The 14,186-nt window shown below is 68.8% G+C and carries 15 protein-coding genes and 1 tRNA gene; 9 read left to right on the top strand and 7 right to left on the bottom strand.

Annotation, left to right across the window (positions count from 1 at the left end; genetic code table 11):
- A partial coding sequence (locus ACH47Z_RS22910; RefSeq protein ID WP_399076430.1) for an ABC transporter permease occupies nucleotides 1-740 on the bottom strand: 740 nt, incomplete at its 3' end.
- Nucleotides 740-1,759, bottom strand: coding sequence for a substrate-binding domain-containing protein (locus ACH47Z_RS22905; RefSeq protein ID WP_399076428.1), 1,020 nt, complete (start codon nucleotides 1,757-1,759; stop codon nucleotides 740-742). The genes ACH47Z_RS22910 and ACH47Z_RS22905, both read right to left, overlap by 1 nt.
- 179 nt (nucleotides 1,760-1,938) lie before the next feature.
- Here ACH47Z_RS22905 and ACH47Z_RS22900 point away from each other — a divergent pair, with 179 nt between their 5' ends.
- The 4 genes from ACH47Z_RS22900 (at nucleotide 1,939) to ACH47Z_RS22885 (ending at nucleotide 6,143) form a co-directional block, all read left to right on the top strand.
- Nucleotides 1,939-2,730, top strand: a complete 792-nt coding sequence (locus ACH47Z_RS22900) for a GntR family transcriptional regulator (RefSeq protein WP_399076426.1) — start codon at nucleotides 1,939-1,941, stop codon at nucleotides 2,728-2,730.
- A gap of 223 nt (nucleotides 2,731-2,953) precedes the next feature.
- A complete protein-coding gene (locus ACH47Z_RS22895) occupies nucleotides 2,954-4,267 on the top strand; it encodes an ABC transporter substrate-binding protein (protein ID WP_399076424.1) in 1,314 nt (437 codons plus the stop codon).
- 8 nt (nucleotides 4,268-4,275) lie between these two features.
- Nucleotides 4,276-5,259 (top strand): carbohydrate ABC transporter permease, encoded by a 984-nt coding sequence (locus ACH47Z_RS22890; RefSeq protein WP_399076422.1) that lies wholly within the window; start codon nucleotides 4,276-4,278, stop codon nucleotides 5,257-5,259.
- Nucleotides 5,256-6,143, top strand: a complete 888-nt coding sequence (locus tag ACH47Z_RS22885; RefSeq protein WP_399076420.1) for a carbohydrate ABC transporter permease — start codon at nucleotides 5,256-5,258, stop codon at nucleotides 6,141-6,143. The genes ACH47Z_RS22890 and ACH47Z_RS22885 overlap by 4 nt, the downstream gene beginning before the upstream one ends.
- Before the next feature lie 49 nt (nucleotides 6,144-6,192).
- On the opposite strand, the gene ACH47Z_RS22880 is transcribed toward ACH47Z_RS22885, so the two are convergent.
- Entirely contained in the window at nucleotides 6,193-6,504 is a 312-nt protein-coding gene (locus ACH47Z_RS22880) for a CU044_2847 family protein (protein WP_399076417.1), read from the bottom strand.
- A 156-nt stretch (nucleotides 6,505-6,660) separates the two neighbouring features.
- On the opposite strand from ACH47Z_RS22880, the gene ACH47Z_RS22875 reads away from it, so the two are divergent.
- Both ACH47Z_RS22875 and ACH47Z_RS22870 read left to right on the top strand, forming a co-directional pair.
- A complete protein-coding gene (locus ACH47Z_RS22875; RefSeq protein ID WP_399076415.1) occupies nucleotides 6,661-7,356 on the top strand; it encodes a hypothetical protein in 696 nt (231 codons plus the stop codon).
- 31 nt (nucleotides 7,357-7,387) lie between these two features.
- Nucleotides 7,388-9,607: a CHAT domain-containing protein gene (locus ACH47Z_RS22870; protein WP_399076413.1), complete on the top strand. Its 2,220-nt coding sequence runs from the start codon at nucleotides 7,388-7,390 to the stop codon at nucleotides 9,605-9,607.
- Nucleotides 9,608-9,756: 149 nt separating this feature from the next.
- On the opposite strand, the gene ACH47Z_RS22865 is transcribed toward ACH47Z_RS22870, so the two are convergent.
- Nucleotides 9,757-10,068: an FAD binding domain-containing protein gene (locus ACH47Z_RS22865; protein ID WP_399076411.1), complete on the bottom strand. Its 312-nt coding sequence runs from the start codon at nucleotides 10,066-10,068 to the stop codon at nucleotides 9,757-9,759.
- Nucleotides 10,069-10,224: 156 nt separating this feature from the next.
- Nucleotides 10,225-10,298, bottom strand: a tRNA-Pro gene (locus ACH47Z_RS22860).
- Between the two features lie 105 nt (nucleotides 10,299-10,403).
- Here ACH47Z_RS22860 and ACH47Z_RS22855 point away from each other — a divergent pair.
- Nucleotides 10,404-10,922 (top strand): DUF309 domain-containing protein, encoded by a 519-nt coding sequence (locus ACH47Z_RS22855; protein ID WP_399076409.1) that lies wholly within the window; start codon nucleotides 10,404-10,406, stop codon nucleotides 10,920-10,922.
- A gap of 73 nt (nucleotides 10,923-10,995) precedes the next feature.
- On the top strand, nucleotides 10,996-11,769 hold the full coding sequence (gene cobF, locus ACH47Z_RS22850; protein WP_399076406.1) for a precorrin-6A synthase (deacetylating): 774 nt from the start codon (nucleotides 10,996-10,998) through the stop codon (nucleotides 11,767-11,769).
- A gap of 21 nt (nucleotides 11,770-11,790) precedes the next feature.
- On the opposite strand, the gene ACH47Z_RS22845 is transcribed toward cobF, so the two are convergent.
- Nucleotides 11,791-12,537, bottom strand: coding sequence for a cobalt-precorrin-6A reductase (locus ACH47Z_RS22845; RefSeq protein WP_399076404.1), 747 nt, complete (start codon nucleotides 12,535-12,537; stop codon nucleotides 11,791-11,793).
- A 61-nt stretch (nucleotides 12,538-12,598) separates the two neighbouring features.
- Between ACH47Z_RS22845 and ACH47Z_RS22840 the strand changes: the two genes are divergently transcribed.
- Nucleotides 12,599-13,375, top strand: coding sequence for an HAD-IIA family hydrolase (locus ACH47Z_RS22840; protein ID WP_399076402.1), 777 nt, complete (start codon nucleotides 12,599-12,601; stop codon nucleotides 13,373-13,375).
- Here the strand turns inward: ACH47Z_RS22840 and ACH47Z_RS22835 are convergent.
- Nucleotides 13,364-14,146, bottom strand: a complete 783-nt coding sequence (locus ACH47Z_RS22835) for a sulfite exporter TauE/SafE family protein (protein ID WP_399076400.1) — start codon at nucleotides 14,144-14,146, stop codon at nucleotides 13,364-13,366. The two genes, ACH47Z_RS22840 and ACH47Z_RS22835, sit on opposite strands and share 12 nt — an antisense overlap.
- Nucleotides 14,147-14,186: the final 40 nt, after the last annotated feature.

Here is a 14,186-nt window from a genome sequence, read left to right as displayed (position 1 = left end):
GGCACACCGACCGCCCGCGCGGACTCCTTGTTGCCGCCCACCGCGAAGATCCAGTTGCCGTACTTGGTGCGCAGCAGCACCCAGGTGGCGATCGCCGCGAAGACCACCCACCACACCACGGTGATCTTCACCTGGACCCCGCCCACGTCGAACGACGACGCGAAGACCTTCTTCGCCTGGTCGAACCCGTCCATGTCACTGATGTCGTCGGTCGCGACATTGCCGGTGACCAGCTTGGTCACGGCCAGGTTCGCGCCCTGAAGGATCAGGAACGTGCCCAGGGTGACCAGGAAGCTCGGCAGCCCGGTCCTGACCACCACCCAGCCGTTGAAGAACCCGATCGCCAGCGACACCAGCAGGGCGGCGATCACGCCGACCCAGACGTTCATGGTCAGCTGGTAGCTGAGCATGCTCGCGGTCAGCGCCGAGGAGATCACCGCGACGCCGGAGGACAGGTCGAACTCGCCACCGATCATCAGCAGGGCCACCGGAAGAGCCATGATGCCGATGGTCGAGGACTGGTAGAGGATCGTGGCCATCGAGCTGCCCTGGCGGACCGAGGGTGCGGCGATCAGGAAGAAGACCAGTACGGCGGCGGCGCCGAGGAAGACCCCCACCTCCGGCCGGGCCAGCACCCGCAGCGCCAGCGGGCGCCGGGCGGTGCGGCCGTCGGTCCCCCGGGGACCGGACGTCGGCGGTGTCGTCCCCACGGCCGGCTCGGCGTGCTGGGCCATACTCATCACCGGGTGCCCTTCGCGGCGAACTCGGCGACCTTGTCGACGTTGGACTTGTCGACGAAGGCCGGACCGGTCAGCACCGGCTCCTCGCCGCCGCCGCTGTAGTTGCCGTTGTTCTTGTAGAGCCACAGTCCGTCCACGGCGAGGTAGCCCTGGAGGTAGGGCTGCTGGTCGACGGCGAACTCGATGGAGCCGTTCTGGACGGCCTTGACCAGGTCCTTGTTGAGGTCGAAGGTCGCCACCTTGGCCTTGCTGCCCGCATCGCCCACCGACTGCACGGCGGTCAGGGCGAAGGGGGCGCCGAGGGTGACGACGGTGTCGATGGCGCTGTCCTGCTTCAGCTTGGCCGTGATGGTCGACTTCACGGACGGCATGTCGGTGCCGTTCACATACAGGGTCTCAGTGGTGCCCTTGAACGTCTTCTGCACGCCGTCACAGCGCTGGGTGAGGCCCACGTTGCCCTGCTCCTGGATCACGCACACGACCTTCTTGGCGCCGGTCGAGTTCAGCTTGTTGCCGAACGCCTCGCCCGCCACGCTCTCGTCCTGCCCGAAGAACTCCATGAGGCCGAGCTTCTTCCAGTCGCTCAGTCCCGAGTTCAGGCCCACCACCGGGATGCCCGCCTGCTGCGCCTTGCCTATGACGCTCTTCATCGCGTCCGGCTTGGCCAGGGTGACCGCGACGCCGTCCACCTTCTGGTCGACCGCGTTCTGCACCAGGTTCGCCTGGTTGCCCGCGTTCGGGTCGGCGGAGTAGATCAGCTTGATGTTGTCCTTGGCCGCGGCGGCCTCGGCGCCCTTGCGGACGGTGTCCCAGAAGGTGTCACCGGGTGCCTGGTGCGTGACCAGCGCGACGGTCATCCGAGGGGTGTTGGCCTTGCCCGCCGAAGCGTTCTGAGCCGCCTCCTCGGACTTCTTCCCGCCGTGGCTGCTGGAGCAGCCGGCGAGGGTCAGGGCTGCCGCTGCGGCGACCGCAACGACGGGGGCCAGCCTGCGGGAGCGGGAGCGAGAAGAGCGGTCCATCTTTCCAGCACCTCACTGTGCGTGCGACGGGGGGAAGGGACGCTGTTGCGTTGGGACGGGATCCAAGTCCCTGGTGAGCCCGCTGTCAATACTTTGTTAAGACATCATTTCACGAGCAGGTCCGAATGTAAGTACAAACCATTGACACTTGGACCTCCGCAGGCCTACACCTGACGGGCATGAGCCCAGTACACCGCACACCGCAGCGAACGGCACCGGGTGACCGGGCGCTCGACTCCCTCACCTTCGCCCTGGACCGTACGAGTCCGGTACCGCTGTACTACCAGCTCGCCCAGCAGCTGGAGGCCGCCATCGAACACGGCGTGCTGGCTCCGGGCAACCTCCTGGGCAATGAGGTCGACCTGTCCGTACGGCTCGGCCTGTCCCGCCCCACCGTCCGCCAGGCGATCCAGTCCCTGGTCGACAAGGGCCTGCTGGTGCGCCGCCGCGGGGTGGGCACCCAGGTCGTCCACAGCCAGGTCAAGCGACCCCTGGAGCTCAGCAGCCTCTACGACGACCTGGAGTCGGCCGGCCAGGGCCCGACCACCCGGGTGCTGCGGGCCGAGCGGATCCCGGCGGCCGCCGACGTGGCCGCGGCCCTCGGCATCGCGGAGGGCGCCGAGGTCACCGTACTGGAACGGCTGCGCTCTACCCATGGCCAGCCGGTGGCGTTCCTGTGCAACTACCTGCCACCCTCACTGCTCGAACTCCCCACGGAGCGGCTGGAGTCGACGGGTCTGTACCGGATGCTGCGGTCCGCCGGGATCGTCCTGCACAGCGCCCGCCAGTCCGTCGGCGCCCGCAGCGCCACCGCCGAGGAGGCCGCCCTGCTGGACGAGAAGGAGGGCGCGGCCCTGCTCACCATGCGCCGCACCGCCTACGACGACACGGGCCGGCCGGTGGAGTACGGCAGCCATGTCTACCGGGCCTCGCGCTACGTCTTCGACTTCCAGCTGCTGGTCAGACCCTGAGGCGATCAACTCCGCCCGCCGTTCAACAAAATTGCAGGTGTTGATGACGATTACGTTTCGGGCAAGACACCCACCAGTGCGAGCCGACCCTATTGACGCATGAGCGGACATGGGGGTGTTATGACGCCCACGATGTTCGGTCGAGTTGGTTTCTGAGCGGTTTCGACGACCTTTCGGTGATCAACTCATCCCCTTGACCGAGCCCTGCTTCCTTGGAGCCGCCATGCGCCTCTCCCCCTCCGGTGCTTCCGTCCCGGGTCCCAGCCGTCGCTCACTGCTCCGCGGTGCGGGCGGTGCCGTCCTGCTCGCCGGTGGCGGCATACCCCTGCTGTCCGCCTGCGGGAGCAGCGGTTCCTCCTCCGACCCGAAGACCGTCACGGTCGGCTCCAATGCCTCGGACGCGGTGCCGAAGAAGGCCTTCGAAGGCGTTTACGCCGACTTCAAGAAGCAGTCCGGCCTCACGGTCAAGGTGAACACCAAGGACCACAACACCTTCCAGGAGCAGATCAACTCGTATCTGCAGGGCACTCCGGACGACGTGTTCAACTGGTTCGCGGGTTACCGCATGCAGTTCTTCGCGGCGAAGGGGCTGGCCTCGCCGGTCGACGACGTGTGGGCGAAGATCGGGGACAATTTCCCCGACGCGATGAAGAAGCTCAGCAAGGGCGAGGACGGCAAGTACTACTTCGTGCCGCTGACGACGTACCCCTGGGCGATCTTCTACCGCAAGAGCGTCTTCCAGCAGCACGGCTACAAGGTCCCCACCACCTGGGACGACTTCGTCGCCCTGTGCAAGCAGATGAAGAAGGACGGCCTGGTCCCGATCGCGTTCGGCGACAAGGACGCCTGGCCGGCGATGGGCACCTTCGACCAGATCAACTTCCGGCTCAACGGCTATGACTTCCACGTCCAGTTGATGGCCGGCAAGGCCTCCTGGACGGACGCCAAGGTGAAGGCCGTCTTCGACCACTGGTCCGAGATCCTGCCCTACCACCAGGACGGCTTCATGGGCCGCACCTGGGAGGACGCCGCGCAGACGCTGGTGTCGAAGAAGGCCGGCATGTACCTCCTCGGCTCCTTCGTGGCGCAGCAGTTCACCAACAAGGCCGACCTGGACGACCTGGACTTCTTCCCGTTCCCGGAGATCAACCCCACCTACGGCCAGGAGACGGTCGAGGCGCCGACCGACGGCTTCATGGTCAGCAAGTCCCCCAAGAACCACGACGGTGTCCTCAAGCTGATGGAGTACCTGGGCAGCCCGGCGGCCGAGGAGGCGTACCTCAAGACCGACCCGAGCGTGGTCGCCGCCTCCAACAAGGCCTCCACCTCCGCCTACTCGCCGCTGCAGAAGAAGGCGTTCGAGATGATCGGCGCCGCCAAGAACCTCACCCAGTTCATGGACCGCGACTCCCGGCCCGACTTCACCTCCACGGTGATGCAGCCAGGGCTGCAGAAGTTCCTGCAGAACCCCCAGGGCGTGGACAGCCTGCTGTCGTCCATCGAGCGCCAGAAGAAGACGATCTTCGCGTCCCAGTGAGCGATCCGATGACGACCGACATGACGACGAAGACCCCGGAGGCGGCCGCCACGGCGCCCCCGGGGCCCACGCCTGAGAAGAAGAAGCGGGCCGCGCAGAGCCACAAGCGTCTGCTGACCCGCCGTGACCGGATCACGCTCGGCCTGATGGCGGGCGTGCCGACGATCCTGCACGTGGCCCTGGTCTGGGCCACCGCCATCGCCTCGATCTTCCTGGCCTTCACCACCTGGGACGGCATCGGGTTCGACTCGATCAAGTGGGTGGGCCTGGACAACTTCAAGCAACTCTTCAACGACAACCCGCAGTTCTGGCCGGCCGTCCAGCACAACGTCGTCTGGTTCGTCGTACTGATCCTGATCCCGACGCCGTTCGGCCTGTTCCTCGCCGTCCAGCTGGACAAGAAGATCCGCTTCAGCCGCGTCTACCAGACCGCGTTCTTCCTGCCCGTCGTCATCTCCATGGCCTGCATCGGCTTCGTCTGGCAGCTCGTCTACAACCCGGACACCGGCCTGATCAACAGCATCATCGGCGCCAACAAACCCGGCCACTACGTCGACTGGATCGGCGACCCGCACCTGAACCTGTGGGCCGTCCTGATCGCCGCGTCCTGGCGGCACACCGGCTACATGATGATCCTCTACCTCGCCGGCCTCAAAAGCGTCGACCCCTCACTGCGCGAAGCCGCCGCCCTCGACGGCGCAGGCGAGTGGCAGACCTTCAAGAACGTCATCTTCCCCACCCTGCGCCCGACCAACACGGTCGTCCTCGTCGTCACCATCATCGAGGCACTGCGCGCCTTCGACCTGGTCTTCGTCTTCAACAAGGGCGCCCAGGGCACCGAGTTGCTGTCGATCCTGGTCACCAACAACATCATCGGCGAGTCCAGCCGCATCGGGTACGGCTCCGCCATCGCCGTGGTCCTGCTGGTGATCTCGCTCGCGGTGATCATCCCGTACCTGATCGCCACCTTCCGGAAGGAGCGGCGCGCATGAGCACCACCACCCTGCCGCTGAAGCAGCGCGCCCCGATCCGCCCGGCCCGGGTGCTCCTGCACGTCTTCCTCGCCGGGACGGCACTGGCCTGGCTGGCCCCGCTGCTGTGGGCGATCTTCTCAGCCCTGCGGCCCTACAGCGAGACCAGCGCCAAGGGCTACGTCTCCTGGCCGGACAAGCTGACGTTCGACAACTTCACCAACGCGTTCCAGCAGTCGGACATGCTGCACTACTTCGGCAACACCCTGATCATCGCGGTGCCGGCCGTCCTGCTGACCCTGTTCCTGTCCTCCTGCGTGGCCTTCTACGTCAGCCGCTTCGACTTCCGCCTCAACCTCGCCCTGCTGCTGGTCTTCACGGCCGGCAACCTCCTGCCCCAGCAGGTCATCATCACCCCGCTGTACCGGCTGTACCTGCTGACGAACCTGCCGGGCATCACCGCCAGCGGCAAACTGTACGACTCCGCCCTCGGCCTCGTCCTCATCCACGTGGCGTTCCAGTCCGGCTTCTGCGCGTTCGTGCTGAGCAACTACATGCGCTCACTGCCGCACGAACTGACCGAGGCCGCACTAGTCGACGGCGCCTCGGTATGGCGGCTGTACTGGCAGATCACCCTGCCCCTGTGCAAACCGGCGATGGCCGCCCTGGCCACCCTGCTGTCCATCTGGATCTACAACGACTTCTTCTGGGCCCTCGTGCTCATCTCGACCGGGGACAACATGCCGATCACCTCGGCCCTGAACAACCTCTCCGGCCAGTACTTCACCGACCCCAACCTGGTCGCCGCCGGCTCCCTCCTGACCGCGATCCCGACCCTGATCGTCTACTTCGCGCTCCAGCGCCAGTTCGTCAACGGCCTCACCCTCGGCTCCAACAAGGGCTGAACCGCCCGCACTTGAGGTCCGTGACCGGCCCCGCCCACGGCGGCGCCGGTCACGACTTGTTCCACGTCAGACTGACGGTCAGTTGAGCCGAGGCTCCGGCCGCCGTGATGATCGCTCCTGCCTGGGCGTTCAACTCGACGCCGAACTCCACGACGAGGGTGTCGGGCCGCTGGACGAAGTCCTCCAACTGCGCGGTCAGCCCCTTGGCCACCGCCCGCACGGCCTGCAGGACGGACTCGAACGTACCCTCGGCTCTCTCGATCACCGTCGCCGACGCGCCCCGGGTCAGCAGGGGACTCGACGCCTGCTCGTCGGAGACCCTGACGAGCACGGCGCTACCGTCGTGTAGCGGGAACTGCATGATGGTCATAATGTATTGATTAGCACGAAATGTCGGATACTGTCAGGTAGTTGATGGTTCTTCCATTTCCTGAGCAGGTGCGCCGAGGGCGAGGGCAGGGTCGGTGGGCTTCGGGCCGCAATCGCATGCGGCGCCCCCCTCGAAGGAGCGGAAGCGATGCCACTCGCCGTCGAAATCGTTCTCATCGTCATCGGAGTTCTCCTCCTCGCACTCGCCCTGATCGGCAGCGGCATTTCGCGGCGCCTGATGACCATCCCGAAGATGCATCGGGCACCACGTGTCGCCGTGGCCATTCTCGGCGTGTTGCTGCTGGCCGGCGGATTCTGGGGAATGTGGAGCGGGACGCAGAAACACGGGCCAACTCTGGCCGCTCTCAGGGCTCATATTCCAAATGATGTCAAGTCCTCACTGACCTGCACGCAAGCTGTCGATACCCCCAAGAACGGGGTGAAGCTGGAATGCAGTGGTGGGCAGGGCAGCCTCCCAACCTACGTCTGGTACGCCATGTTCCCCGATGTGAATTCGATGCAGAACTACTGGATGCAGGAAGCAGGCCCCTCGAACCTCCCAGGAACCCACTGCAAGACCATCGCCGACTACGAGACGGGGGGCAAGCAGACCTTCACCCTCGGCGATCAGGCCATCACCGATGGCGACGAAGCCTGCTACGTGAACGGGAATACCACTGCGGAGATATACACGGACCGGCGTTACAACATCGTCGTCTACGCCGAGGAATCGGATCCACAGAAATTCTCCGATTTCACCAAGTGGCTCGACAATACCTCGGTGCCCCCAGGCCCGTCCGACACCGCTCCCCCGACGCCCTCGCAGACCCCCGACGGAAGCTGACCCTGCCTGCTAGCGAGAAGGGCGCGGCGCCATGACGGGGGAATTCGATTTCGTCCTCGAGATGAGCGAGGCGCCCGGCGGCTACAGCATCGAGGTCTCGTCGCCGTGCGGTGAGGACCGCGCCCTCGCCGAGATCGACGCACTCGGCCTGCTGGAGAGGCTGCCGTCGCTGCAGGCAGCGGTACTCGGGTCCGCCGTGCGCTCCCGGGGCGTGGAGACCGAGCTCGAGACGCCGGTCCGGCAGGTCGGCAGCATGCTGTACGACGCCGTGTTCCAGAGCGCGATCAAGGCGCTCTACCTGTCCAGCAGGCAGAAGGCCCAGGAGCGCGGGCAGAGGCTGCGCATGGTGCTGCGGGTGCGTGCCCCGGACCTCGCCGCACTGCCCTGGGAGCTGCTGCACGACGCGAAGCTCGGCGGCTATCTGTGCCTGCACCACCCGATCATCCGCTACGTCGAGATCCTGGAGCCCGTGTCGCCGCTCCGCGTGGTGCCGCCGCTGCGCATCCTGGGCATGGTGTCCCTTCCCGGCTCGCTGGGGGCGCTCGACGCGGACGCCGAGAAGGAGAGCCTGAGCACCGCGCTCGAGCCGCTCATCAACGACAGGATGGTGCAGCTCGACTGGGTGCCCGGGCACACCAAACAGGACCTGTTCGAGGCTCTGCTCCGGGGCTGTCACATCTTCCACTTCACCGGTCACGGACAGTTCGACGACGTCCGGCACCAGGGAATGATCCTCTTCGCCGACGAACAGGGCCGGCCGGATCCGCTGCACGCCGAGGCGCTCGGCTCGCTCATCAGCGTCGCCGACCCCGCCCCCCGCCTCGTCGTGCTCAACAGCTGCGAGACCGGGACCTCCCGGTCACAGGATCTGTTCTCCAGCACGGCGGCGGAGCTGGAGTACACGGTGCCGGCCGTGGTGGCCATGCAGTTCGCGGTGACCGACAAGGCGGCCGTGCTCTTCGCCCGGGCCTTCTACCAGGCCCTCGCCGCCAACCGGCCGGTCGACGAGGCCGTGCGCACGGGGCGTATCGCGCTGCGCGCCGACAAGGACGACAGCCTCGAGTGCTTCACCCCCGTCCTGTACCAGCGCAGCGGAGACGCCCGGCTCTTCGACCTCACCTCCCCACGGCAGTCCACTCCCCCGCGGACCGTGGTCCAGGAGATCAACCAGCTGCAGTGGGACGCCGGCGGCGCGAGGCGCTCCGAAGAGCGACCCACCCCCCGGCCGCCGCCCCCGACGCCGACCCCCGCCCCCGCCCCCGCCCCCGCCCCGACCCCGGCGGCTTCCCAGCGGAAGCCGCCTTCCGAGACATTCCAGCGGAAGCCGCCGTCCGAGCAGAAGCCGCCTCCCCCCAGGGCGCCCTCCCCCGGCATCACACCACGCCCGGAGATCGACACGGGGCAGTGGGTGGTCAGTCTGGCCGTCCATCCCCAGGGGCGGCTGCTCGCCACCGGCGCCCGGAAGCTCGTACGGGTCTGGAACGTGGTCACCGGCGAGCCGACGTGGGAGCGGCGGCTCGCCGGGTGGAGCACCATGGTGAACGCGATCGCCTTCAGTCCCGACGGGGGAAGGCTGGCGGTCGGCAGCACGGACAACCGCGCCCGCGTCTGGGAGATGGCGACCGGGGAGCTGGTGGCCGAGCTGGCACACCATCATTTCGTCAACACGGTGGACTTCGACCCCACCGGGCGCTACCTGGCCACGGGGAGCGCGGACGCGGTGGCCGGCGTCTGGGATCTGACCACCGGGAGCCGCGTCCTGTCCGTACGCCATGCCCGTGCAGTGAAGGACGTGACGTTCAGTCCGGACGGGAGGCTGCTGCTCACGGCGTGCGAGGACAAGAAGGCGTATGTCTGGGACACGGACACCGGCTGGCAGAGGGCGGAGATTCCGCACAAGCACTTCGTCCTCGGTGTCGCCTTCTCGCCGGACGGGCGGAAGATCGCCACGTGCAGCGAGAACCACAGCGCCCTGATCAGCGAGACCGGGACCTGGACGACGCTCTTCCAGGTCGAGCACAGGAGTGGTCAGAGGTCGGTGGCCTTCAGTCCCGACAGCAGCATGTTCGCCACCGGCAGTCAGGACGGCGCCGTATGCGTGTGGCGGGCCGACACCGGGCTGGCGCTGCTCACGCTCAAGCACCACCGCTCGGTGAACGCCCTGGCGTTCTATCCGGACGGCCGGTACCTCGCCAGCGCGGGTGAGGACAAGGTGGTGCGCAGCACCCTGCTTCCCGAGCTGGACTGGTGAGCCCTCCGTGCTCAGCGTGGGCGGCACGATGATCAACGGCAGCAGGGGAACGTCCGCGTCGACTCCCTGAACCAGGGCGCACTAACGCGTCTGCTGGTGTCCGGGAGCAAGGAATCCCCGGGCGATGGCGCTGAAGGCATGCGGCGCTGTCATGGGCAAGAGGTGCCGGTGGCCTTCGGCAGCAGCGGGACCAGTTCGCCGACCAGCGGCCGCTCCTGAAGCGCGTACTGGCGAACCCCGGCGCCGACCTCCAGGATGCCGTCCCGGCGCTCGATCCTCTGCAGGTCACCGATCCTGTTGATGTCGATCAGTGCCTCCGGCCTGACCAGCCGCATGGTGAGCAGGGGCAGCAGGCTCTGTCCGCCGGCGAGGACGAAGGAGTCGAGGCCGTACGCGCACTTGAGCGCGACGGCCTCGTCGACGGATTCGGGATCGCAGTACGTGAAGGGAGGCGGCTTCATCGCCAGTCCTTGGCTGCGGCTCCTGGGGAGGGAGCAGGGTGCGCTGCCCTTCTCCTCCCAGTGCACCACGCCTCGCGGACCTGATCCACTCGGGCGCCGACTCCGGAAAGACCGAGAGGCCGCCCGTAGGCGACCTCTGATCCGCGACTTCATCAGTCGGGACGACAGGATTTGAACCTGCGACCCCTTGACCCCCAGTCAAGTGCGCTACCAAGCTGCGCCACGTCCCGATGCACTCACTCGCGGTGACCCGCGTGATCGCGCGAACAGAACTTTACCCCACGCCCGGGGGTGCGCCGAAGAGGGCCGGCGGGGAGCGGGGGAGAATCGGCGGTATGACGAACGCGGGCACATCGGAGGCCAGGGACCGCGACGCGGACGGGCGGGCGCGCAACGCCCGGCCCCGGGACGGGCTCGGGCGGCCGCTGCCCTACGGCGCGGAGGGCGTCCCCCGTCAGCCGGAGGGGGTCGTACGGGCGCCCGACGAGACGGTCACCGAGGCGCAGGCGCTGCTGGACGCGGGCAGGCCGTTCCACGCGCACGAGGTGTTCGAGGACGCCTGGAAGTCGGGGCCGCCAGACGAGCGGGCGCTGTGGCGGGGGCTGGCGCAGCTGGCGGTCGGGCTCACCCATGCCGCCCGCGGCAACGCCGTCGGCGGCGCACGCCTGCTGCGGCGGGGCGCGGGGGCGGTCGAGGCGTGGGAGAAGGAGCGGGGCGAGGACCGGCCGTACGGGATGGATCTCGCCGGGCTCGCCCGGTGGGCGCGGGAGCTGGCGCAGCGGGTGGAGCGGGGCGCCGGGCCGGTGGACCCGGTGGCCGAGGCGCCCCGGCTCGGGTGGGGCGAGATCCGCTGACCGGGCATGCGGCGATGACCGTGCGTACGGAGGCGGTGGACGCGTTGTCAGTGGCATACGGCAGACTCGGAGCGTGCGAAAGATTCATGTCATCGGTATCGGCGCGGGCGACCCCGACCAGCTGACCCTGCAGGCCGTCAAGGCGCTGCGGAGCACGGACGTGTTCTTCCTGCTGGACAAGGGCGAGGTGAAGGGGGATCTCACCCAGCTCCGCCGGGACATGCTCGACGCGCATCTGCCGGAGGGGGCGTACCGGGTGGTGGAGGCCCGTGACCCGGAGCGGGACCGCAAGGCGGGCGGGTCGGCGTACTCACCGGCCGTGGAGGACTGGCGCAGCGCCCGCGCCGGGATCTACGAGCGGCTGATCGCCGAGGAGCTGGGCGAGGACGGCACCGGCGCGTTCCTGGTGTGGGGCGATCCCGCGCTGTACGACAGCACGCTCGGGATTCTGCAGGAGGTGCTGGAGCGGGGCGCGGTCGCCTTCGAGTACGACGTCATACCCGGTATCAGCAGTGTCTCCGCGCTGGTCGCCCGGCATCGTACGGGGCTGAACCGGGTGGCGCGGCCGGTGCAGATCACCACCGGGCGGCGGCTCGCCGAGGGCTTCCCGGAGGGGGTGGACGACGTGGTGGTGATGCTGGACGCCCATCAGACCTTCCGGCAGTACGCCGGCGAGGACATCGACATCTACTGGGGCGCCTACATCGGCACCCCGGACGAGCTCCTCGTCTCCGGCCCGCTCACCGAGGCCGGCCCGGAGATCGAGCGGGTGCGGGCCGAGGCGCGCGAGCGCAAGGGCTGGATCATGGACACGTATCTGCTGCGCAGAAACCCGGGAGCCCGGTAGCGCCCCGAGGGGCGTCGGTCCTCACCCCGGGCTGAGGCCCAGCCGCTCCACGACGCCCGCCACGTCCGGCACCGCCGTCACGCCCCGCGGAAGCGGCGGACGGCGTACGACGACCACGGGCAGCCCGAGTTCCCGTGCGGCGGTCAGTTTGGCGGCGGTGGCCTCGCCGCCGCTGTCCTTGGTCACCAGCACCTCGATGCGGTGGGTGCGCAGCAGTTCGGTCTCGTCGGCGAGGGTGAACGGGCCGCGCGCGAGGACCAGTTCAGTGTCCGGCGGCATGGGCGGCTCGGGCGGTTCGACCGAGCGGACGACGAAGTGCAGGTCCGTCAGGTGGGCGAAGGCGGCGAGGCCCAGGCGTCCGGTGCTGAGGAAGACCCGGCGGCCGAGACCGGGCAGCGCCTCGGCGGCTCCGGCCAGGGACGGGACGTCGTACCAGCGGTCGCCGGGGCCCGGCCGCCAGCCGGGGCGGCGCAGCACCACCGCCGGCACCCCGGTGGCCGCCGCCGCGCGAGCCGCGTTGAGGGTGATCGCCTCGGCGAAGGGGTGGGTGGCGTCGACGAGGGCGTCCACGTGGTGCGCGCGCAGCCAGTCGGCGAGGCCCTCCGCGCCGCCGAAGCCGCCGATCCGCACCTCACCGGCCACCGCTCCCGGCTGCGTGACACGGCCGGCCAGGGACGTGGTGACCTGGACGCCGGGGCGTGCGGCGAGGTCGGCGGCGAGGCGGCGGGCCTCGGTGGTGCCGCCGAGGATCAGGACGTGCGCGGGCATAGGGGTGAGCGTACGAGGTCGTACGGGCCTTTCCGGAGGCCGGGTCGCTACGGTCGGGGGCATGGACGTGCGTGCCGTTCTCATCGACATCGACGGTGTCCTCACCGTCTCCTGGAAGCCGCTGCCGGGCGCGGTGGAAGCGCTGCGCGCCGTCCGGGGCGCGGGGCTGGGGGTGGTCCTGGTGACCAACACCACCTCCCGGTCCCGGGCGTCCATCGCCGGATCGCTCGCGGACGCGGGGTTCTTGGCGGGAGCCGAGGACATCCTGACGGCCCCCGCGGCCACCGCCGTCCATCTGGCCGGGGCCCGCGTCGCGCTGCTGAACAGCGGGGACATCGGCGAGGATCTGGAGGGCATCACCCTCGTCGACGACCGCGACGACGAGGTCCCGGACATCGTACTGCTCGGCGGCGCGGGACCGGAGTTCGGCTACGAGGCGCTCAACCGTGCCTTCGGCCGGCTTCAGCGGGGCGCGCGGCTGGTCGCCATGCACCGGAACCTGTACTGGCGGACGGACGAGGGACTCCAACTGGACGCGGGGGCGTTCCTGGCGGGCCTGGAGGCGGCCGCGGGGGTCGAGGCGGAGGTCACCGGGAAGCCGTCGCGGGCGTTCTTCGAAGCGGCCCTCGACCGTCTCGGGGTCGGTGCGGAGCAGGCGTTGATGATCGGGGACGACGTCGAGCACGACGTCCTGGCGGCGCAGCGGCTCGGCATCACCGGGGCGCTGGTCCGCACGGGCAAGTTCCAGGCGCGGACGCTGGAACGGGCGAGCGGAAGCCCCGACCACGTCCTGGACTCCTTCGCGGACCTCCCGGACCTGCTGGGGCTAGCGCAGTAGCAACTGCACCCCGCCCACGATCGTCGCCGCGATCACGAGTTGTTCGAAGAGTCGCTGGTTGATCCGGTTCACAGCCCATTTGCCGAACAGCGCACCGGGCACGACGAACACCGCGAGTGCCGCGTCAAGGAGCAGTGAGTGCCCGTCGATGAGGCCGAGGCCCGCGCTGAACGGCACCTTGGACACGTTCACGATGAGGAAGAAGAACGCGGAGGTGCCGAGGAAGCCCAGCTTCCGGAAGCCCGCCGAGAGCAGGTACATCGACATCACCGGGCCGCCCGCGTTGGCGACCATCGTCGTGAACCCGCCGAGCACGCCGTACGAGCGCGCCTTCACCCGGCCCGCCCGGCCGGTCACCGCGTCCGGCTCGTCCGCCCCGCCCGCGGCCTCCGCCCGGCGCCGCCGCCACAGGGTGACGCCGGCCATCAGCAGCAGGATCGCGCCGATCGAGGTCCGTACGACCCCGTCGTCGGCCCACATCAGGAACAGCGTGCCGATCACGACCCCGGCTGCGACGGCGGGGAACAGCCGCCACAGGGTGGGCCAGTGGGCGTGCCGCCGGTAGGTGAGGACGGCGAGCACGTCGCCGGCGATCAGGACGGGCAGCAGTACGCCGGTGGAGGCGCGGGCGGGCAGGACGGCCGCGAAGACCGCGAGGCTCACCGTGTTGGCCCCGCTCACCGCGGTCTTGGAGAAGCCGACGAGCAGGGCCGCGAAGGCGAGCGCCGCGAACCCCCAGCCGGATATGTGCCAGAGCGTCATCGTGTTCATGCGGGGACCGATGCTATGTCCGGACAAGTCTCCGGCGTAA

Origin of the sequence: Streptomyces sp. NPDC020192 (assembly GCF_044388685.1) — a bacterium.
In the GTDB taxonomy this organism is placed as follows: domain Bacteria; phylum Actinomycetota; class Actinomycetes; order Streptomycetales; family Streptomycetaceae; genus Streptomyces.
This window is presented reverse-complemented; position numbering and strand designations above follow the sequence as displayed.